Source organism: Citrobacter sp. EC_71 (assembly GCF_019584005.1).
Lineage (GTDB): Bacteria > Pseudomonadota > Gammaproteobacteria > Enterobacterales > Enterobacteriaceae > Citrobacter > Citrobacter werkmanii.
Genome location: NZ_VDAY01000033.1, coordinates 1 through 19,613 on the forward strand (window position 1 = coordinate 1; position 19,613 = coordinate 19,613).

Below are 19,613 nucleotides of genomic sequence, written 5' to 3' on the forward strand. Positions count from 1 at the left end.
TCAATGTGGCAGTTACTGAAAAAGGTCCGCCATTTTATGGAAACCGCCAGCCCATTCCCCGGAGGAAAACATGGCCAGGCAAAAGTGTAGCGGTATTAGGCGCAGCTATTTAGAGAAGGTCGATTTCGAACGGTTTGTCATCTCCGGCCATGAAGAGATTGTGCCTGAAAAGGTCCAATACTTTATCCTGCACAGCGAAAGCGGGATTGTAAAATTTAGTGCCAGATTTGAACAAACTCCACCCGCAGGTGCGGAGGCAGGATTATCCTACCTCATCCCGGATATGATTTTCTTTGCCCAGCAGCGACAAAATCAGCGTTTTTCCTTCCTGAAGGGTTATGACTTTTTCTGTTTTGGTCGTTACAAAAACGGAGAAAACTACTCTTTCAGGATTAAAAACATCTCTCAGGGTGGCTGTGCGTTAATTGTTAAAGATGTAAATACCCGCTTTGTTTATAAAGATGCGGTGATTAAAAATGCCTCGCTGGAGTTTGATACGTTTGGCAGTTTACAGCTGGATTTAAAAGTGATCGATGTCGTCACGATCAATGAGTTTGATGAGGATAATCAGTTGTACTCCTGTCATCAGATCTCGTGTGAGTTCGATTTTAAAAATCGTCGTGAAGAGGCTGAAGTCGAGAAAATTATTATCAAATTTTTAATGAGTAACAAGATCAGAAGCTTATAAGGAGCGGTAAACAGGATGTTGATGTGTGGCAATGATAATTTTGTGGGCAACGGTATGTTCGCCTACCTGACCAGCAAACATGTACCCGTACAAACATTCCAGTTTGAGGATATGTTGCATCAGTCATCATTATGTCAGCATCAAACCATGATTTTTAATATCATTAATAATGAACAACCGTGTTCAGACGTCGTACAGTTTCTGAATAAAAATCGATTCAAGTTCTATAATAACGTCGTAGTCATTGTAGCTGACAGTTTGGTGGCGAAATTATGCGTGGAGTTATTATATATTGAGAAAGCAATAGTGTTGACTGAGAAATCTTCACTGCGAGATTTCGGTCAATTGGCGACGTTGTCGGTCGGGAAATGGAATCCCCGGCTGTATCGTTCGCAGAAAAGGTTAACTGAAAGGGAACAGCAGATCCTGAGTTTGCTGGTAAGTGGTTATACCGCTAAAGAAATTTCTGAGTTAGTAAACCTTAACTATAAAACCATTCAGGCTCATAAAATGCGAGTCGTCGCCAAGTTGGGACTGAACAATACTTCTGATTTAAATAAATTAATTGTCAGATTCACCCATCGTATGTCTTTTTTACCCTAGTCTGGTGATTCTTTTCTGATGTAAAACATCCCATAGTAGATATAATTCGGGAGCGATGTTGACTGGTTTTAAATTATATGATTTATAGAGGTAGAGGGAATGTTTAATTCCAACGAGGTGCTCACCGCGCTTGAACAGGCATTGAATACCAGTCAGTTTTATATGGTTTATCAGCCCATTTTTAATTTGCACACTCAGCAAATTAGCGGATTTGAAGCATTAATGCGTTGGAACAGCCCTCAGATGGGGATGATCTCTCCCGATATTTTTATTACGTTATTGGAAGACAGCGGCAATATCATTTCAATTGAAGACATGGTTACCCACACCCCCTGGGATGTGGCGACTTCCTGGCCCGATCCTCTTGTATTATCAATCAATATTTCCGCACTTGAATTTTGTGACCCTCTCTTACCCCAACGCGTCAGACGTAATCTCACCCTCTGTGGGCTACCGCCTTATCGGTGCCAAATTGAGGTGACGGAAACGTCACCACTGCGCGACAGCCAAATAGCGGTTAACAATATGCTGGAGCTAAAGGATATCGGGGTTAAACTCGCTCTTGATGATTTTGGTACCGGTCACGCGAATCTTAATTATCTGCTGAAGTATCCTTTTGATACCCTAAAAATTGATAAGGAATTTGTTGCTGGCATTGAGCCCGATACCCGATCGACAAAGATTGTGGAGGGCATTATTTCACTGGCACACAATTTTGGTATTGAAGTTCTCGCCGAAGGGGTGGAAACCCAGTCCCAACTGGACCGTTTAATGCAGATTGGCTGTGACAAAATTCAGGGCTTTTTCATTTCTCCGCCGGTGTTAGCAGAAGAAATCCCGTTACTCCTGACGCAGTATAATCGTTAATCTCTCCTTTTTATATTTCCCGACCCTGCAAACTGCAAAGCAAAAAAAGCCCCCTGCAGAACAGAGGGCTGGTAAGTTTATGGCTGCTTAGAACGATTTCTTAAAGCCAATGGAAGCATTGATCGGGGCTTCAACTTGCGACTTACTGCCACCGTTGCTGAATTGCGTACCCAGTTCACCGTAGACCTGCACGTTTCTGTCGATTGACCAAGACAGACCGGCCGCAACTTCAGTGCTGGAGTACTGCTGTGAGGATTCCAGCGTGGTGGTGGCGACCGCATTGCTAAAGTGCGTTTTGTCTTTTGAACCCAGACCCTGCCAGACGTTTACCCTGCCGTACGGCTGGAATTTGCCATGGTTAGTGTCATAGTCAGCAACCAGACGTACGCCCAGACGGGCGGTAAAGGAATCTGCGGTGTCCATTTTCACTTTCGTTTGGGTCACACCATCAAGCCGACCATTATCAAAATCGCTGTATTGGTAGATCAACTGAGCCTGAGGTTCCAGACTCCAGGCGCTTGAACCCAGACGGAACGATTTACCCATCTCTGTTGACGCCGTCAGCGTGTTGCCTTTGACGGTATAAGAACCGTTGTTCCCGGTCGCCGCCAGGCGAGATTTATGGTTACCGTACTGCAGGACGTTATCAACATACATCCCGTCGCCCGAGAACCAGGTGGCGTAACCGCCGACGTAAAACGCATTGTCGTCGATGTTTCCACCTTTGCCGTCGCTGCCTGTCTTCGTGCCTTTCACGTTGCTGTCGATGTCAAGGATGCTGGTATACATCCCGGCTTTCCAGTTTTCGTTAGCATACATGTCAACGCCGACTTGAATACCCATGGTATGGGAGCTGGTTTGTGTCCCGGCCGCATCATCCAGTTTTGTTTTTCCGGAGTAGCCAAGCATTCTCGCCCAGGCGCGATTATCTTCGTCAATACCCGGTTTAACCTCGTCGCCCATACGTTGGTGCATGTTACCCAGCAGGCTAATGTCACCCTGGCGCACAACGCTGGCAAGGCCAGAATACAGCATGGTTTCCGGACGGTATTCGCTTCTCAGATACCAGTTTTCCCCCTGACCCTGAGCATTGCCCGCATGCAGTTGGTACTCAAACGCGCCTGCTGCCATACGATCGGCGGCAAGATGGAAGGCGTCACGCGACGTTTGCGCGGTGGTGGTTGCGCCATTGAGCGCCGTAACTACTTCGATACCATCACCGACGGTCGGCGCGCCGAGGCCAGAACCATCAACGTTCAGCAGCGTACTCCCGCTGGCGTTACCGCCATCGATAATCAGACGGTCGGCAATGCCTGCACCGCTACCATTCTGAATGGCCGCCATGTTGATGGTCCCTTTTTCGCCGACGTAATCCCCTTTGACGGTTAACGTTGTACCAGTCTGCTGGCCGATGAGCGAGACATCACCGCCGTTGCTCAGGCCTGCAACTGTCTGGTTATACCCTTGCGTGTTCAACATGGTGTCAGCGACCACGTAGTGGTGTGACGCACTACTCAGGGTGTTGGTGTTACCCGCCCGCAGTACGCCGTTGGCAATTAACGTTGCGCCGCTGTAGCTGTTTTCACCTTGCAGTTCCGTAATACCGCTGCCGCTCTGGTGCAACTGGCCTTTACCGCTGATATTGCCAGCTAACGCCAGGGTAGCCTTAAGCGTGATTTTTCCGGTTTGCAGCAGCTCTCTGATGGTGGTGGACTCAACAACGCCGCTTTGGCCTGGGGTAATCGCCGGGATCGCGCCGCTGATATTGAGCGCCTGACCAGTGGTATTATCTTCATATAAGAAGCCGTAGTTATGAATTCCCTCATAAACGCCAGCGGAAATTCCTCGCTGGTAGTCAGTAGAAATATTATGATCGCCGGTATCAATAATCGGATCAGCCGAGGCCATCATCGACGCTCCGCTTAATGCGCCAGCAGCGAGGACGGCGACAGTTTTACGTGAACTACTTTTTTTCTTACCTTTAGTTAATTCAGAAACGACCACCCAGATACCGAGCGCCGCGTTCCAAATAATGCTGTAAACTTTGTTCATATATAACCCTCGTCTACATTCCTGTTATGTATGTGTTAATACGTTGAGTTGTTGGCTATGATTGGCCCGCGGACGCGTTACCCGGTATGGTGATTTTGGGAAATAGGGTTCCCTTCCGAGCGATGCGGAATTAAAAAGTGAGCCGAAAGGACAGCTTTAAATAATAACCGTGATAATTGTCCTTAAATAAGTCAGTTATGGCTGGCTATAGTGGGAAATGGTGTACTTGAGCCGGGTGTTATTTTTACCGAGCTTTCTGGCAATGTTGCTTTTGTACGCCCCGATGGTTTTTTCACTTTTTTGTGATGCCCCGGCGATTTGTGCCAGTGACCAACCCCGGGCAAGCATCATCATCACATTGAATTCGTTTGCGGTGATTTTGGTACGCAGTGCGTTGATATTATTTTGTTTTTTATTCTGTATGATACATGTAACGGCATGCAGTAACCGATCGAGACTGGCATCTTGATCGAGTAATTGCATGTTCTTCCCGCAAACGGTTTGAAAAAGAGAAAAGGTGGCTTCATCTGCCAAAACAATAATTTTTGTGGCAGGGCGGATAGCTATGCTGCGGATAATCCTGGCATATTTTAAAAAATCTGATTTGTCAGGATTAATAATGATGTAATCCGTGTCATCTGGCAGGAACTTGACTGCTGAAAACGACTGAGAGTAGTGGTATGCGATATCAATATATAAGGATGAACCACGTAGAATTTCTCGCATGCCTAGCCAGGGATAAAGTGAATCACCCAAAAAAATAGCCTTAGACATTACGATCTCCTTGAAATTTTAATGCAAGCGGTCGCCTCTTTTTTCTGGCTGAAAAAAGAGTTTCTTGCGACGCGTGGAATGTTAATTAAATCTCGTATAACGTTCTTTGGTTTGAACGTATCCTTATTTATTGCCAATTCAACAGATATTTTCTGTATTTATTTGAAGCATTAACTATTCTGAAAGTAGATATTACACTTTGTTAAAATTTAAGATAAATCGTTTATATCACCTCTGAGCAGATGATTGATAGATTTCGCTTATGGATCACCATAAGAATGAGCCAACCTTTCCATAAAGGCGGGATATTCCTGGTATTATTGGCGGCGATTTATTTAAAAATGATTATATTTCAAAGGAATGCTAGCTTGTGATGATGGACTGGTTGGTGGGTAGGAGAATTCTTAATTAAGATTAGGAAGAAAGGGCGAGGGGAACCAGGAAAGATGGAAATATCACAAAATTTACATAAAACATCTAAAAATAGTTAAATCTAAGATGATTTATCCAATTAAATAAATATTCTTAGATTTTTATTCTGAGTTGGTCTTTTTGTGCTTTATTTAAGCATATTGCTTGCCGTTGTCATTTTACCTGCTTACTTCGCTGCTAGCGCTCAGCCCGCTAACAGCTCCTGCTCGACCTGTTGCACCTGTTGTTCCAGCGAGTTGCGGATTTCCGTCAGCGCCCGTTGCTGGTCTGAGAAGTAAGCCTCTTTATCGGTCACGGAGGAAGCAAGGCGCCAGGCGTTTTCAGCCTCTAGTTCGGTAATCTCTTTAAGCAGTGCGTTAATTTGTTCTCTAAGCTGCTGTATTTTGCAGCGTAAATGCTGCAGATCGTTCAATCGGTCGCTCGCCATCATCGGTTCGAGACCACTTTGTAACTGGGTCAGTAACGCCCGTACGGCGGCAAGGTCGGCATTTTGGCGCGCCTGGTTAAGCTGCACCATCATCTGATGCGCTTTCTCTTTCAGATCATCCGCCACCACGTCCGGGTGGCAAAGACGACTGGCCTGCCGCCACAGGCGTTTTAGCTCGTTACGCTCATTGGCAGAAAGTCGTTGGTCGCGAGTAAAACGATGCTGTGCGTCCTGCTGCTGCTCCTGATATTCATCATATTCATGACTGGCCTCTTCTTGTGCCTGGCGAGTCGCGCTGTCGTCCTGGCGAGAAAAGTCGTTTTCCAGCTCACGAATCTCTGCCAGCAGGGCGGTGATCAGCTCCGTTTGTTGCTGAATGCGTTGCCGGGTTTCGACAGATTCGCGCGAATCTGAGTGCTGGTTCATCCATTGCTGATTGAGTCTGGCCAACTGCTCAACGGCCTGGGAAATATAGTGCTGACAGGATTTATAGTCTTTTTCCCGGCGCTTTCGCTCCGCTTCCTGTTTACGTTGGGCGCTGACGGCCAGTTGCTTACGCAACTCAAGGATGCGGCTCATCAGCGGCCCAAGACGAAGATGGTATAGATCGTTGAAATCATCGAGGATTTGAATGCGTGTGTTGCGCTTATCAATCAGGTCACGCAGTTGTGTTTCAAGCGCTTTCAGTTCGAGTTTACTCGCCGCAATCGCAGGATCCTGCCACGTAGAGACCGCCCGCTGAGATTGCAGCCAGGCCGCGATTTCACGCAGAGCATCGCTAAAGCGCCGGGCTTCGATCGCTTGCACGATGGTGTCTGGCACGACTGACAAAGGCTCATTTTTCAGATGCGCCACCTGCTGGAAAATAATCTCCTCATCTTCCAGTTCAATAGCGCTTTTGACGATTTCCAGTCGTTTGATGATCTTATTCATGACAGTCGTTGCCTGGCCTGACTCAAAAACGAATGGCTTAAATACAACAGGCCCACCCGTTTGAAAATGTTAGAAAAACAGTAAGGTGCATTCTGTGGCCTGCAATACCTTTTCGTCCAGAATAATTCACTGTAATTATGAAAAGCGTGAACTCTGGTAAGGAGCCCACCCATGAAAAATAACAACTGCTCAGGCATCGCTGACAACCATGATGTTAAACGATTGCGCCTTGCGGCAACCAGGTTGAAATGTTAAAAGAAGCCCCTTCAATAAAAACGACACAGGGGAAGGGCGTGAAAAACGCGTCAACTGCATCTGGCACCAGCGTGCCTGATGCCGCGTCGACGAATGAGCCGACGCTTCAGCGGGGGTTGCAAAACCGCCATATTCAGTTAATTGCGCTGGGCGGCGCAATTGGAACCGGCCTGTTTTTGGGCATTGGACCGGCCATTCAGATGGCGGGGCCTGCGGTGTTACTGGGTTACGGCGTAGCCGGAATCATCGCTTTTTTGATTATGCGTCAACTGGGCGAAATGGTGGTGGAAGAACCCGTTTCCGGATCGTTTGCCCATTTTGCCTATAAATACTGGGGACCTTTTGCTGGCTTTTTGTCCGGCTGGAACTACTGGGTGATGTTTGTGCTGGTTGGCATGGCGGAGCTGACAGCGGCCGGAATCTACATGCAGTACTGGCTGCCCGATGTCCCCACCTGGATTTGGGCTGCCGCTTTCTTTGTGATCATCAATGCCGTCAATCTGGTTAACGTACGTCTGTATGGCGAAACGGAATTCTGGTTTGCGCTGATTAAAGTGCTGGCCATTATCGGCATGATTGGCTTTGGCATCTGGATGCTGTTTTCCGGTAACGGCGGGGAACATGCGAGCATCGATAATCTCTGGCGTTACAACGGCTTTTTTGCCACTGGCTGGAATGGATTGATCCTCTCGCTGGCGGTGATTATGTTCTCATTTGGCGGGCTGGAATTGATAGGGATCACCGCCGCGGAAGCGCAGGATCCACAGAAAAGTATTCCGAAAGCGGTAAACCAGGTGGTGTACCGTATTCTGCTGTTTTACATCGGTTCGCTGGTGGTGCTGCTGGCCTTGTATCCGTGGGTGGAAGTGAAATCTAATAGCAGCCCGTTCGTGATGATTTTCCATAATCTTGACAGTAACGTGGTGGCTTCTGCGCTGAACTTTGTCATTCTGGTGGCTTCGCTGTCGGTCTATAACAGCGGGGTTTACTCGAACAGCCGCATGCTGTTTGGCCTCTCGGTCCAGGGGAATGCGCCGAAGTTTTTAACCCGCGTTAGTCGTCGTGGCGTACCGGTGAACTCATTGATTCTGTCCGGCGCGATTACGTCACTGGTGGTGTTGATCAACTATGTGCTGCCGCAAAAAGCGTTCAGTCTGTTGATGGCGCTGGTTGTCGCGACGCTGTTATTAAACTGGATTATGATTTGTCTGGCGCATTTGCGATTCCGCGCGGCGATGCGCCGCAAAGGACGTGATACACAGTTCAAAGCGCTGCTGTATCCGGCCGGAAACTACCTGTGCATTGCCTTCCTCGGCATGATTCTGGTGCTGATGTGCACAATGGATGATATGCGTCTGTCAGCTATTCTGCTGCCGGTATGGATCCTGTTCCTGTTTGTTGCCTTCAAACTGCTGCGCCGCAAATCCCGCTAATATCTAACCGATCTCATCCTGGCGATGAGATCGGTCACTGCTTCTCATTGCTGATTAACGCTGAAAGATCCCTGACAATGCGCGAATATCATTTCCGGTAGGCGACTGATGAATGCGTAAGCCAAACTCTTCGATCACGGCAAATATATGGTCGAAGATATCAGCCTGAATACTTTCATATTCCAGCCAGACTACCGTATTAGTAAAAGCATAAATCTCGATCGGCAAACCGTGATCGTCCGGCGCAAGCTGGCGTACCATTAACGTCATATCTTTGCGAATCCGCGGATGGTGACGTAAATATTCGTTCAGATAGGCACGGAACGTGCCAATATTGGTCATCCGGCGGTGATTCAATACCGATTCAGGCGCATCCAATAGCTGATTCCACTCGTCAATTTCCTGATGACGCGTGGTTAAATACGGCTTTAACAGGTGTGCTTTATGCAGTCGCTGGCGTTCGTCTTCGTCAAGAAAATGAATGCTGGTGGCATCAATACTGATGCTGCGCTTAATGCGTCGACCACCGGAAGCTGACATCCCACTCCAGTTTTTAAAAGAGTCCGATACCAGTGACCAGGTAGGAATAGTGGTGATGGTGTTATCCCAGTTGCGCACTTTTACGGTGGTTAAACCAATATCGATAACCGCGCCGTCTGCGCCGTATTTCGGCATTTCCAGCCAGTCGCCCAGTTTGAGCATATCGTTCGCTGAAAGCTGGATCCCGGCCACCAGACCGAGGATAGGGTCCTTAAATACCAGCATTAAGACGGCGGCCATGGCGCCCAGGCCGCTTATTAGTATTGCCGGAGACTGACCAATCAGCAGGGAAATCATCAAAATCCCAACGATAATTGCGCCAATCAGTTTGATTCCCTGGAATATACCTTTCAACGGTAGCTGAGATGCAGCAGGGAGTTTTTGCGACAGATTGAGAATAACGTCCAGCAGGGAGAACAGGGACAGCAGGGCGTATATCATGATCCACAGCTGTGCACAGGTCACTAATATCTCTGCGGCTTCGCTGCCTTTTTGTAACCACAGCGCGGCCTGAATATTGACAATGATACCCTGCAGGGTGAATGCCAGCCGGTGAAATAACTTGTTCTGCGTGATGATTTGTAGCCACAGACGGGAGCTGGCGTTCGCGCGCTTTTCAAATGCGCGTAATACCACCCAGTGCAAAATAACGTGAACAATAATGGCGGTGATAAAAATAATGCCAAAAATCATCACCAGCGAGGTAGTGTGATTTATTTCAATGCCGAGCTCTTCTACCTGAGATATCAATTCCTGCATAATGTCTCCTTAATAAACAGCGGCCTATGATGACCGCTGTTGGGAGCTTATGCAAATTACGTTATTCTGACCTACGATTTTGCAGCGATGCTGACGCACGCCGGGTTGATATTCAGCGTACGGCGAAATAACAGGGTAGTCAGTAACAACACGGTCATCATTGTGGCCTCGACGGCTAAGAAACCGATAACCGAGCGCGTGTAATCACCATGGTAATGTTGTTGCAGATGCAGGAACAGCGCCCCCAAGACGGCGGGTCCGAGTCCTAATGTCGCCTGCTGCAACGTACTCAGAATGGTGGTTCCGGCCCCCGCATCGTGCGTGGCGATATCGCGCATACCGATGCGATAAAAACTGTTCACAATCAGCGCCTGACCATAGCCGATAAACGCTGTAGCTGGAACGAGCGTAATGGCCGAGGTGCGCATGCCTGAATACCAGAAGGTCATCATTAACCCCATTAAGCCAGCGATCTGAATAACCAGCCCGGTGAGCAGAATACGCCCCGTACTATAGCGGGCAATTAATCTCGGGGCGTAACATGCAGAGATAAAATAGGCTGCGCCAAGCGCAATAAAACTATTGCCGGATTCCCACGGGGCCATACCGAGACCGGCCTGGAAGGTTAACGCCATGCAGAACATAAATCCCGACCAGGCGCTAAAAAACAGTAATGCAATCAGCACGCCGAACCGGATGCTGCTGAGTTTCAACAGGCGTGGCGGCAAGAGAGGATGTTGCCCGTTCTGTTCTTGCCGTAACGCATTGCTGCGCATCCACCATCCTAAAGGCAGAATAGCGACCAGTGCAGCCTGCGTCTCCCACGGCCAGCCGGTTTCCGTGCCTAATGCCATAGGAAACAGCAAACAGCAGAGAATCACAGCCAGACTACTGGTGCCCAGCCAGTCGATGCGGGTTCGGGTTTCACGGGTGGTTTCAGGGACATAGCGTTGGCTGAACATCAGGACTAACAGACAAATCGGGACATTAATAAAAAAAGCATTGCGCCAGCCCAGCCCTGCAATATCTGCCGAAACCAGCCAGCCCCCGCCCATTTGGCCGACAATAAACGCGATGCCGCCAATTCCTCCATACAAACTGATGGCACGCGCATGTGCAGGACCTTTCAGCGTGACGTGCAGGGTGGCAAGGATCTGCGGCACGATCAGCGCCGCACCCGCACCTTGTAGAACACGAGCACTCAGCAACATGTGAATGGAATTCGCCATCCCGCAAAAAAGGGAGGCGATGCCAAACAGTACGATGCCCGCCATAAACAGGCGGCGGCGACCATAGTTATCACCAAGTTTGCTGCCCAGCGCCAGACAAACGGCGAAAGTCACCCCGTACAAAGCGACAATCAGTTCAAGCTGCGTGGTAGTGGCCTGGAGCGACTGGGTAATGGAATCCAGAGCGACATTGGTAATTGATGTATCAATGAGCGGGAGCATTTGGCCTGTCAATAACAGGAGCAACCCTATGCGGCCGGGTGAAACAGTTGATGTACTCATAGTAACTCCATTGCATCATTTTGCAGATGGACGTAGCATCACTGAAAAATTAAACGGGTACCAGTTCCTGATTATACTGGTATTGGTACTACTATGTTGGAGAGTCTATGGCGGTAATAGCGCAACAGGAATCCGCGGTTATCCTCCCCGATGATAGCCGCAAGCAGCTTGGCGCGTTTTTACGTGTGCGACGGGAAAGCCTCGATCCGCAGCGTCTGGGTCTGCCGCGCATTGGGCGGCGAAGAACGCCCGGTCTGCGCCGCGAAGAGGTCGCGATGCTGGCTAACGTGGGCGTCACCTGGTACACCTGGCTGGAGCAGGGGCGAGAGGTCAATCCGTCGCAAGCGGTCTTGCTGAATGTGGCGAATGCGCTGCAATGCAGTCCGCTGGAAACCCGCCACCTGTTTGTGCTGGCCGGATTGACGCCACCGGAATCTACGCCGGTGATGGTGTGTGAAGGGATCACACCAGGCACCCGAAAAATGCTCGACAGTCTGATGCCGCAGCCCGCCAGTATTCAGAAACCCAGTTTTGACATCGTGGCCTGGAATGAGAGTTTTTGCCGGTTGATGGGCGTTGATTTTTCCACGCTCCCGAGCGAAGACCGCAACTGTATTTACCTCTATCTCACCAATGAAACCTGGCGTAGCCGTATAGCAAACTGCGATGTATTACCGACGTTTGTTTCTTATTTCCGTGCGGCAATGGCGGAACATCGCAGCGATCCTGTTTGGGAAAATAAACTGGCACGCTTTTTTGCCGCATCGTCTGAATTTGAAGCATTATGGCATCAGCGTTATGACGTTCGCGGTGTGGAAAATCAGGTCAAAAACTTTGTCCATCCGCAGCTAGGACGTTTTAGCTTGCAGCAAATGTACTGGTATTCCGCCCCGCGTAATGGTTCGCGGCTGCTGGTTTATTTACCGATGGATGAAGCGGGGGAGCAGGCTCTGGCGTGGTTGAATCAGTAGTGATACGCCCGATGGCAGTGATACTCATCGGGCGTGACGGAAAAAATCAGACTTCCGTCAGCGTTGTTTCCAGCGGCAGACGAGATTTCGGCAGCGCAGCGTTGAAATCCTCCACGCTGTGATGACCTACCGGGACTACGACCACGCTGGTGTAGCCTTTTTCTTTCAGACCAAATTCCGCATCCATTACTGCAGCATCAAAGCCTTCGATTGGCACCGCGTCCAGCCCCATCGCCGCAACGCCCAGCAGGAAGTTGCCGACGTTCAGGTACACCTGTTTCGCCATCCAGTGGTTGTCATCTTTGAGATCTTTGCGGTGCAGGTCGGCAAAGAAAGTACGGCCTTTATGGTTAGCGGCTTTGGCTTCCGGGGTAGCGAAACGCCCATCGCACTCTTCTTGATCGACAACGCGCTCCAGCCACGCATCGTCCATCGACGTTTTGGCGCAGAACACCACAACGTGGGATGCATCCAGCATTTTACGCTCGTTGAATACAAAGCCACCGGCTGCGGATTTCGCCACGCGCGCTTTACCTTCGTCAGTGCTGGCAACGATAAAGTGCCACGGCTGAGAGTTGGTGCTGGACGGACTAAACTGCAGTAGCGTTTTTAATTTTTCGGCCTGCTCAGCGGTCAGTTTTTTATTCGGATCGAATGCCTTAGTGGAGTAACGTTTTAAGGCGACAGAAACAATATCCATAACTACTCCTGGTGATTTTTCTACCCTGCGGGTGCGTTTTGTTCCAGCAGGGTACAGGGTTAGCAGAAAAAAGATAAGACAGAAAAATGCAAAAACACTTATCGACGTTAACGATAAATCAGACAGGGCGCAGGTGCTTTTGCTCTCGTTTGGGCAGGCCATCCACTACCTGGTGCCATGAGTCATTCACCAGGTCCGTCAGCAATGACTCGGTAATGTCGTCGCCTGGATAGACTGAGATCCAGTGCTTTTTATTCATGTGATAACCGGGTTCAATGCTGGGGTAAATCTGTTGATTTAACAATGATTTTTGCGGATCGGATTTCAGATTAACCAGCGGGCGTCCGCGATGCGCCATGATAATCATAAAAATCTTCCCGCCGACCCTGAAGACGTCGTATTCCGGGCCAAAAGGCCAGCAGTACTCGGTGAAAGGCAGTTCTAGCGCAAGGCGCTTTGCGCAGTCATGCAGTGTCTTTCCGTCCATTATTTTTCCTCGCGAGTCAGGGCGCGCCACATGGCTTCAAACCCCAGCGAAATGTATTCAGCTGCGCGGGCAGGATTGCGGGCAGCGAATTCCATGGTTGTTTCTGCAAGTGTTAAAAAAAGCCCATCGCCAAAGGCGCGATACTCGTCCGACATAAATTCAGCTCGCACGGAGCGATGGCAAAGATCGCGCAGTTCCGGGAACATATCGTCAGCCTTCTGTTCTGTTTCTTTACTGATTTTCTCGCTGACGGCCAACTGGCGAATGGTGCGATGTCCGCAGGTATGATTCAGACCCCAGCTAATGTAGCTATTCCAGATGTAGTGAGTCATGGTTTTGGCATCGGTCACTGAGCGATCCAGATTTGCCATCATTGACTGGCAGAGATCGTGTTTTAAAAAGAGGTAAAGTTCGTTGATCAAATCATCTTTGGTCGCGAAATAGCGAAACAACGTTCCCTCCGCAACCCCTGCATTGCGCGCGATTACGGCGGTAGAGGCCGCAATACCTGATTGTGCAAATGCTGTGGTTGCAGCTTCCAGTAATGCCAATTTTTTGTCTTCACTCTTCGGACGAGCCACTACACTTTACCCTTAAGTCTGTAAAAAACATGATTGAATCACGGCCTTTGCAGCACCGCAACGGCGAATGTCAAAGATTGAAAATCATCTTGACGGCGAACTTTCGATTTCTATAATGAGTGCTTACTCACTCATAATCAAGAGTCAGTCGCGCAAACCAGCGGAAAGGAGGCGCGTTTAAGGTCAGGATATGAAGCGTCTCACAGTTTGTGTGGTTGTTATTATGCTTATTGCCGCTGCTACAAGTTTACCGTTTGTACTCAATGCCGGATTTGGCCAGGCGCCGCAAGGGGCACAACTGAGTCAGGTTGAACAGTCGCCACACTATCGTGATGGACAGTTTCATAACCAACTGCCGACACCGGGCTATACCGGTAACAAAGGTATGCTGGCGGCCTGGTGGGAGTTTCTGGTCGCTAAGCGTGAAAATGCGCGGCCAGCACAGCCGCTACCGCTGGTGGCGAGCGATCTCGCCGGGTTACCGCCGCAGCAGGATACTCTGGTCTGGCTGGGTCACTCCTCATGGTATTTGCAACTGGCGGGTCAACGCATCCTGATTGATCCGGTGTTCAGCAACTATGCCGCACCGTTTTCATTTCTGAATAAAGCCTTTGCCGGGGATTATCCGTGGACCGCACAGACAATGCCGGAGATCGATCTGCTTATCATCTCGCACGATCACTATGACCATCTGGATCTCGCCACCATCAAGGCGTTAATGCCAAAGATTAAGCGGGTGATTACGCCGCTGGGGGTGGGGTCGCATCTGCGTTATTGGGGAATGCGCAGCGAAATAATCGACGAACGTGACTGGAATCAGTCCGTCAGAGTGACGGACTCACTGATTGTGCATGTTCTGCCAGCCCGCCATTTTTCGGGACGAGGCATTAAGCGTAATCAGACGCTATGGGCCAGCTTTATGTTTGAAACGCCGGAACAAAACATTTATTACAGCGGGGATTCCGGCTATGGCCCGCATTTTAAAGCCATTGGCGAGCAGTTTGGCTCGGTTGATTTGGCGATTATGGAGAACGGTCAGTATGACCTGGACTGGAAGTTTATTCACATGATGCCGGAAGAGACGGCTCAGGCCGCGGCGGATCTGCATGCGAAAGCCGTTTTACCCGGGCACGCAGGTCGTTTTGTTCTGGCGAAACATACCTGGGATGATCCGTACAAACGACTGGCGCTTGCCAGCCGCCAACAAGATTACCGACTGCTGACGCCGATGCTGGGTGAACCGGTAATCCTGTCCGAACCGGACCAAACGTTTACGGCCTGGTGGCAGCAGGCGAATCAATGAACACAGGGGAGAGCATGATGACGATTTCTGCTCAGGTAATTGATACGATTGTTGAATGGATTGATGATAATTTGAATCAACCATTGCGCATTGATGATATTGCCCGCCATGCGGGTTATTCAAAATGGCACCTACAGCGTCTTTTTATGCAGTACAAAGGTGAGAGTCTGGGGCGTTACATCCGCGAGCGTAAGCTGTTGCTGGCGGCGCGCGATCTACGCGATACCGATCAGAAAGTGTACGACATCTGTTTGAAGTACGGATTTGATTCGCAGCAGACCTTTACGCGTATTTTTACCCGTACGTTTAGTCAACCGCCTGGCGCTTATCGCAAAGAAAATCATAGCCGAACGCATTAACGGCACCGGGTTCTCGCAGGTTTAATCCGCCAGCGAGAACCAGCGCCGCCAGATGTAGCGCAGCACAAAATACTCAATCACCCCCAGTAGTAAAAACCACAGGCAAAACAGCAACGTGTAAAACTGGTTGAGGTCCATCAGATGAAAAGTGGCAACCAGTTTTTGCGCCAGCACCAGGCCCAGTGAAGGGGCGGGCAAGAGCAGGCAGGACAGAAAAGCCAGCAGCAGGATCCCTGCGGCGGTCATCAGCGATTCAAGCGGGTGTCTCATGGTATTGTTAAACTTGAGTTAAAATACCATTGTCCGGGATCTCAGCGGGCAACGCAAATCCCCCGCCTAAAGCCCTGCCCAAATCTCACAGTGTTTTTTCACCAGACCACTCAACGATCCGCCTCCCGCCACGAAATCACGCATATTCTGTGCTTCATCATGACCATTTTTAACCTGTAGGCGTAAGGCTTCAATCGCGCTGGTCGCACCCACTTTGTCCGCAGAGGCGGCGACATTCTCCAGCAGCCGTAGCGTGTCATCCGCCAGGCGATGCCCATCGCCCGTATTCACGTCAGTGACGATTCCCGCCATACCAAAACGGCAGGCCTGAAAACGGTTGAATTTATACAGTAAATAATCCTGTTCCTGGTGTTTGAATGGACGTTTGGTGAGTAACCAGTGGGCGGTGGACTGAATCAGTCCCGCCATATTGACCGCGTGTTTAAGTGTCAGCGGAGTGTCCATTACCCGAACCTCAACCGTACCGAAGTGCGGGCTGGGGCGGATATCCCAGTGCAAATCTTTAATGCTATCAATCATGCTGGTGTAAGCCAGGCGACGAAATAGTCCCGTAAATTCCGGCCAATTATTCACCCATGGCATCGGACCGTTATCGGGAAATCCGGAGAATATATTCAGGCGCGAGCAGGCAAATTGCGTGTCGGATGTCTGCATATAAGGTGAGGCGGCAGAGAGCGCAATAAAATGAGGAACAAATCGCGACAGCCCGTGCAGGAGGTAAATGGCATCATCACCGTTGGCGCAGCCAACATGGACGTGTTGACCGAAAACGGTCGCCTGCTGAATAAGATAACCAAAATTTTCCAGGTTACGTCGATAGCGTTCGTCATCGCAGACTTCCTGACGTTGCCATTTTTGAAATGGGTGCGTACCACCGCCGCAGATGGCGAGGTGATGCTCTGCCGCAACCCGCATGATTACCTGCTGCATGGCCGACAATTCAGCATCAGCCTGGTCGATATTGCGACAAACTCCGGTTGCCATCTCCAGCATACTTTCGGTGATGTCGTGCTTCACTTCCCCGGCGGTAAGCTGCGGCTTAATGGCGTCAATCAGCCGGGAAGAATCCTGGCTCAGGTCGTAACCTGGGGGATTAACCACCTGCATTTCCAGTTCAATGCCTAACGTAAAAGGGTCGGAAACATGAAAATCGGGTAGTGACATAGGGTTCTCTTCAGCGTTGATTTTGATTAAGTATAGAAGGGCTGCTGGTTTTCTGTTCGGCGTAAGAAATCATCGCATGACGCTTTGAAGGCGAAATGGCAGGTGCTATAACTATTTTTTGCTTCGCAACAGGGGTTGAGTCGTGCCGGAAATAAATCTGTATGGACAGACAGTCGGCGATGTTGTTCCGGACTGGAAAGGTGCCGCCGTGCTGCCACGGGAAGAGCTTGTTGGGCAGTACTGCCGTTTGGTTCCTCTGGATGCTGACAGCCATGCCGCCGACCTGTTTGATGCCTATGCGCAGGCACCCGACGATCGCGACTGGACCTGGCTTGCAAGCTCTCGCCCAACGAGCGTTGAAGCCGCGGCTTGCTGGATCACGGCAAAATCCACTGACGCCTCTCTGGTTCCTTATGCGGTAATTGAACAGCGTTCCGGGCGTGCCGTTGGCCTGGTGTGTTTTATGGCGATCGAGCGGGAGCATGGCTCGGTCGAAATTGGTCATGTGACCTGGTCGCCGCGCATGAAAAATACGGTACTCGGCACCGAAAGCGTCTGGCTGCTGCTGCGTCAGGCGTTTGCGTTAGGGTACCGTCGTGTGGAGTGGAAATGCGATTCGTTGAATACGGCGTCGCGACGGGCGGCAGAGCGTCTTGGATTTATCTTTGAAGGGCGTTTTCGCCAGAAGATTGTGCGTAAGGGGCGCAACCGCGACAGCGACTGGTTATCAATAATTGATAGCGAATGGCCGCAGCGCGATGCCGCATTGCAGCGCTGGCTGGCTGCCGACAACTTTGATGAACATGGGCGGCAACGCAGGTCGATGGCAGAGTGCTTTTCCTGTGAGGTCGTCAACGCTGAGACAGTGCAGACGCAACAGCAAGGTTATCAACAATGCTGGCAACAGGAACACGGTCCGGTGGCGCAAACACCGCCCGCGCCGCTGGCTGATTTTCTCGCCGCGCAACCCCATAATCCCAATCCCGTCTACGACACGCTCAGCTCTCGAGCAGGATTAGCGGCGCTGACAAAAGCGAATGTATCCGCCCTGGAGCCGATGGCGGCGATTATCAATACTGAAGTAGATACCGGGGAGCGTCGCATTCCGGTACGGATTTATCGCCCGACACTTACCACAGAGCCGAAGGTGGTGGTGTTTATCCATGGCGGCGGACATCTGAGTGGTTCGGTGGAGGTGTACGACCCTATCGCCCGACATCTGGCGATGGCGACAAAAAATACCGTTGTTGCGGTTGATTATCGAGGTGCGCCAGAAAATCCTTACCCGGCGGGTCTTTGCGATACTAAAGCCGCGATAGAAAACGTCTGGTCGCTGCTCGAAAGTCAGCATATTCCTTATACTCGCCAACTTACGCTTATTGGTGACAGCGGCGGCGGTGCATTCAGCGCGACGCTGGCCGCTGCTTTATCCCGTGAGCTGCCGGGATTTATTCATCGCCTGGTGCTGATTTATCCGAGCCTGGACTACACCCTGAACTGGGCGTCGGTACAGGAAAACGGTTCAGGAAAGCTGCTGGATGAAAGCAAAATACGCTGGTATTTTCAGCAATATTTCCGCAATGGAGAAGATCGTAAACAGGTGTCTCCGCTTTATCTGCCGCTGAGCCAGAATTTTCCATCTACCCTGGTATTCAGTGGTGGGCTGGATCCGTTACGGGATGAGGGTTTTGCATTTGTCGCCAGATTGCAGGTGGAGGGGATATCCGTTCAGCATGTGCACTTTCCTGGGATGACGCACGCATATTTGATGCTGGAGGATAAAGTTCCGCAGGAGGCGCAGGCTACGTATCAGGCGATTGGTGAGTTTGTTAAAAAATAACGTCGCACAGCGTAATGACCTGGCGATCGCGCTGAAACCAGCGAACGTTAATTTCCTGCCCGGCGAGGCTTTGCGAAAATAAGGGCAGGATTCGCAAGGTTATCTGGGTTGGGGTGAGGGCGGTAACTTTAGCGCTGGCGAACCCCGGTAACGCCGTAGTGTGTTCCGAAAACGTTTTATACAGGCTCTCCTTTGCGCTGAACGCCAGGGTTAAGGCGAGCGGAAAGGGCAGGTTGGCGTGAGGCATAATCTGTCGTTCGTGGTTATCGACAATGCTCTCAGCTAACTCAACGGCGGTTGGTGGTGGAAAAATAGTTTCGATGTCCACTCCAACGGGACGCGTCGACACCACCGCCAGCGCAGTTGATGCGCTATGGCTGATGCTGCCAAACAGATTTCGCGGCCACAACGGTTGGCGTTGTGCGCCGATGCCGGGTACGGTTTTGAGGCCAAATTCGCGCAGAGCGTATACTGCAGCGATCCGCCCTGCTAAGTGTTCAGCGTTACGCTTACGTCCATTGGACAGGAGCTGAGCGTGGTGGGGGAGCCAGAGCAGCTCCTGCTCATGGAAGCTGGCGGGATCAAACTCGACAATATGCAGCGTGTGGTCTGCGAAAGTGAGCGGTGTGTGCGTGGTGTGCAT

At 50.3% G+C, this 19,613-nt stretch carries 18 protein-coding genes and 4 pseudogenes; 10 read left to right on the forward strand and 12 right to left on the reverse strand.

The window, feature by feature from the left end:
* From FHD02_RS24555 to FHD02_RS22560, 4 genes are all read left to right on the forward strand, one after another.
* Positions 1-90: hypothetical protein (locus FHD02_RS24555; RefSeq protein WP_039391442.1), on the forward strand; the 90-nt coding region annotated here is incomplete at its 5' end.
* On the forward strand, positions 71-688 hold the full coding sequence (locus FHD02_RS22550) for a flagellar brake protein (protein WP_255597485.1): 618 nt from the start codon (positions 71-73) through the stop codon (positions 686-688). The genes FHD02_RS24555 and FHD02_RS22550, both read left to right, overlap by 20 nt.
* Positions 689-709: 21 nt before the next feature.
* Positions 710-1,291 carry a LuxR family transcriptional regulator gene (locus FHD02_RS22555; protein WP_170975154.1) on the forward strand — a complete coding sequence of 194 codons (582 nt, stop codon included), beginning with the start codon at positions 710-712 and terminating at the stop codon, positions 1,289-1,291.
* A 99-nt stretch (positions 1,292-1,390) separates the two neighbouring features.
* Complete coding sequence (locus tag FHD02_RS22560; protein ID WP_042309909.1) at positions 1,391-2,158, forward strand: bifunctional diguanylate cyclase/phosphodiesterase; 768 nt, start codon at positions 1,391-1,393, stop codon at positions 2,156-2,158.
* Positions 2,159-2,245: 87 nt separating this feature from the next.
* On the opposite strand, the pseudogene FHD02_RS22565 reads toward FHD02_RS22560, so the two are convergent.
* The 4 genes and pseudogenes from FHD02_RS22565 to FHD02_RS22575 form a co-directional block, all read right to left on the reverse strand.
* Positions 2,246-3,820, reverse strand: a pseudogene (locus FHD02_RS22565) (autotransporter outer membrane beta-barrel domain-containing protein); the annotation flags it as partial.
* 261 nt (positions 3,821-4,081) lie between these two features.
* Positions 4,082-4,210 (reverse strand): annotated as a pseudogene (locus FHD02_RS24770) (ESPR domain-containing protein); the annotation flags it as partial.
* A gap of 195 nt (positions 4,211-4,405) precedes the next feature.
* Positions 4,406-4,984 carry a LuxR C-terminal-related transcriptional regulator gene (locus tag FHD02_RS22570; protein ID WP_220394327.1) on the reverse strand — a complete coding sequence of 193 codons (579 nt, stop codon included), beginning with the start codon at positions 4,982-4,984 and terminating at the stop codon, positions 4,406-4,408.
* 616 nt (positions 4,985-5,600) lie between these two features.
* Positions 5,601-6,776, reverse strand: a complete 1,176-nt coding sequence (locus tag FHD02_RS22575) for a DnaJ family molecular chaperone (protein ID WP_220394328.1) — start codon at positions 6,774-6,776, stop codon at positions 5,601-5,603.
* 293 nt (positions 6,777-7,069) lie between these two features.
* Here FHD02_RS22575 and pheP point away from each other — a divergent pair, with 293 nt between their 5' ends.
* Positions 7,070-8,464 (forward strand): phenylalanine transporter, encoded by a 1,395-nt coding sequence (gene pheP, locus FHD02_RS22580; protein ID WP_220394329.1) that lies wholly within the window; start codon positions 7,070-7,072, stop codon positions 8,462-8,464.
* A 54-nt stretch (positions 8,465-8,518) separates the two neighbouring features.
* Here pheP and FHD02_RS22585 read toward each other — a convergent pair whose 3' ends face one another.
* Together FHD02_RS22585 and FHD02_RS22590 are read right to left on the reverse strand one after the other, a co-directional pair.
* A complete protein-coding gene (locus FHD02_RS22585; protein ID WP_137360462.1) occupies positions 8,519-9,763 on the reverse strand; it encodes a mechanosensitive ion channel family protein in 1,245 nt (414 codons plus the stop codon).
* Positions 9,764-9,834: 71 nt separating this feature from the next.
* Positions 9,835-11,274, reverse strand: a complete 1,440-nt coding sequence (locus FHD02_RS22590; protein ID WP_137360463.1) for an MFS transporter — start codon at positions 11,272-11,274, stop codon at positions 9,835-9,837.
* A 107-nt stretch (positions 11,275-11,381) separates the two neighbouring features.
* On the opposite strand from FHD02_RS22590, the gene FHD02_RS22595 reads away from it, so the two are divergent.
* Positions 11,382-12,245 (forward strand): helix-turn-helix transcriptional regulator, encoded by an 864-nt coding sequence (locus FHD02_RS22595; protein WP_137360464.1) that lies wholly within the window; start codon positions 11,382-11,384, stop codon positions 12,243-12,245.
* A 46-nt stretch (positions 12,246-12,291) separates the two neighbouring features.
* On the opposite strand, the gene nfsB is transcribed toward FHD02_RS22595, so the two are convergent.
* The 3 genes from nfsB to FHD02_RS22610 form a co-directional block, all read right to left on the reverse strand.
* A complete protein-coding gene (gene nfsB / locus FHD02_RS22600; RefSeq protein ID WP_137360465.1) occupies positions 12,292-12,945 on the reverse strand; it encodes an oxygen-insensitive NAD(P)H nitroreductase in 654 nt (217 codons plus the stop codon).
* Between the two features lie 118 nt (positions 12,946-13,063).
* Positions 13,064-13,432, reverse strand: a complete 369-nt coding sequence (locus FHD02_RS22605; RefSeq protein ID WP_137360466.1) for an MmcQ/YjbR family DNA-binding protein — start codon at positions 13,430-13,432, stop codon at positions 13,064-13,066.
* On the reverse strand, positions 13,432-14,013 hold the full coding sequence (locus FHD02_RS22610) for a TetR/AcrR family transcriptional regulator (RefSeq protein WP_137360467.1): 582 nt from the start codon (positions 14,011-14,013) through the stop codon (positions 13,432-13,434). Before FHD02_RS22610 ends, FHD02_RS22605 begins: the two co-directional genes overlap by 1 nt.
* A 190-nt stretch (positions 14,014-14,203) precedes the next feature.
* Between FHD02_RS22610 and FHD02_RS22615 the strand changes: the two genes are divergently transcribed.
* Together FHD02_RS22615 and FHD02_RS22620 are read left to right on the forward strand one after the other, a co-directional pair.
* Positions 14,204-15,316 carry an MBL fold metallo-hydrolase gene (locus tag FHD02_RS22615; RefSeq protein WP_137360468.1) on the forward strand — a complete coding sequence of 371 codons (1,113 nt, stop codon included), beginning with the start codon at positions 14,204-14,206 and terminating at the stop codon, positions 15,314-15,316.
* Positions 15,317-15,333: 17 nt separating this feature from the next.
* Positions 15,334-15,675, forward strand: a complete 342-nt coding sequence (locus FHD02_RS22620) for a RamA family antibiotic efflux transcriptional regulator (protein ID WP_003021996.1) — start codon at positions 15,334-15,336, stop codon at positions 15,673-15,675.
* Between the two features lie 21 nt (positions 15,676-15,696).
* Here FHD02_RS22620 and FHD02_RS22625 read toward each other — a convergent pair whose 3' ends face one another.
* The gene (locus FHD02_RS22625) at positions 15,697-15,945 is read right to left on the reverse strand and encodes a DUF1158 domain-containing protein (RefSeq protein ID WP_079225076.1); all 249 of its coding nucleotides are present in this window, start codon (positions 15,943-15,945) and stop codon (positions 15,697-15,699) included.
* 66 nt (positions 15,946-16,011) lie between these two features.
* A complete protein-coding gene (locus tag FHD02_RS22630; RefSeq protein WP_137360469.1) occupies positions 16,012-17,130 on the reverse strand; it encodes a YbdK family carboxylate-amine ligase in 1,119 nt (372 codons plus the stop codon).
* A 142-nt stretch (positions 17,131-17,272) separates the two neighbouring features.
* Here FHD02_RS22630 and FHD02_RS24560 point away from each other — a divergent pair.
* Positions 17,273-17,962: pseudogene (locus tag FHD02_RS24560) on the forward strand (GNAT family N-acetyltransferase); the annotation flags it as partial.
* 294 nt (positions 17,963-18,256) lie between these two features.
* A pseudogene (locus FHD02_RS24565) lies at positions 18,257-18,970 on the forward strand (alpha/beta hydrolase); the annotation flags it as partial.
* On the opposite strand, the gene entD reads toward FHD02_RS24565, so the two are convergent.
* Complete coding sequence (gene entD / locus FHD02_RS22640) at positions 18,960-19,613, reverse strand: enterobactin synthase subunit EntD (protein WP_137360471.1); 654 nt, start codon at positions 19,611-19,613, stop codon at positions 18,960-18,962. The pseudogene FHD02_RS24565 and the gene entD overlap by 11 nt on opposite strands.

Bases quoted from the DNA above. Each gene is read 5' to 3' on its own strand.
- FHD02_RS22550 (WP_255597485.1), top strand. From the start codon at position 71: ATGGCCAGGCAAAAGTGTAGCGGTATTAGGCGCAGCTATTTAGAGAAG.
- FHD02_RS22555 (WP_170975154.1), top strand. From the start codon at position 710: ATGTGTGGCAATGATAATTTTGTGGGCAACGGTATGTTCGCCTACCTG.
- FHD02_RS22560 (WP_042309909.1), top strand. From the start codon at position 1,391: ATGTTTAATTCCAACGAGGTGCTCACCGCGCTTGAACAGGCATTGAAT.
- FHD02_RS22570 (WP_220394327.1), bottom strand. From the start codon at position 4,984: ATGTCTAAGGCTATTTTTTTGGGTGATTCACTTTATCCCTGGCTAGGC.
- FHD02_RS22575 (WP_220394328.1), bottom strand. From the start codon at position 6,776: ATGAATAAGATCATCAAACGACTGGAAATCGTCAAAAGCGCTATTGAA.
- FHD02_RS22585 (WP_137360462.1), bottom strand. From the start codon at position 9,763: ATGCAGGAATTGATATCTCAGGTAGAAGAGCTCGGCATTGAAATAAAT.
- FHD02_RS22590 (WP_137360463.1), bottom strand. From the start codon at position 11,274: ATGAGTACATCAACTGTTTCACCCGGCCGCATAGGGTTGCTCCTGTTA.
- FHD02_RS22595 (WP_137360464.1), top strand. From the start codon at position 11,382: ATGGCGGTAATAGCGCAACAGGAATCCGCGGTTATCCTCCCCGATGAT.
- nfsB (WP_137360465.1), bottom strand. From the start codon at position 12,945: ATGGATATTGTTTCTGTCGCCTTAAAACGTTACTCCACTAAGGCATTC.
- FHD02_RS22605 (WP_137360466.1), bottom strand. From the start codon at position 13,432: ATGGACGGAAAGACACTGCATGACTGCGCAAAGCGCCTTGCGCTAGAA.
- FHD02_RS22615 (WP_137360468.1), top strand. From the start codon at position 14,204: ATGAAGCGTCTCACAGTTTGTGTGGTTGTTATTATGCTTATTGCCGCT.
- FHD02_RS22620 (WP_003021996.1), top strand. From the start codon at position 15,334: ATGACGATTTCTGCTCAGGTAATTGATACGATTGTTGAATGGATTGAT.
- FHD02_RS22625 (WP_079225076.1), bottom strand. From the start codon at position 15,945: ATGAGACACCCGCTTGAATCGCTGATGACCGCCGCAGGGATCCTGCTG.
- FHD02_RS22630 (WP_137360469.1), bottom strand. From the start codon at position 17,130: ATGTCACTACCCGATTTTCATGTTTCCGACCCTTTTACGTTAGGCATT.
- entD (WP_137360471.1), bottom strand. From the start codon at position 19,613: ATGCACACCACGCACACACCGCTCACTTTCGCAGACCACACGCTGCAT.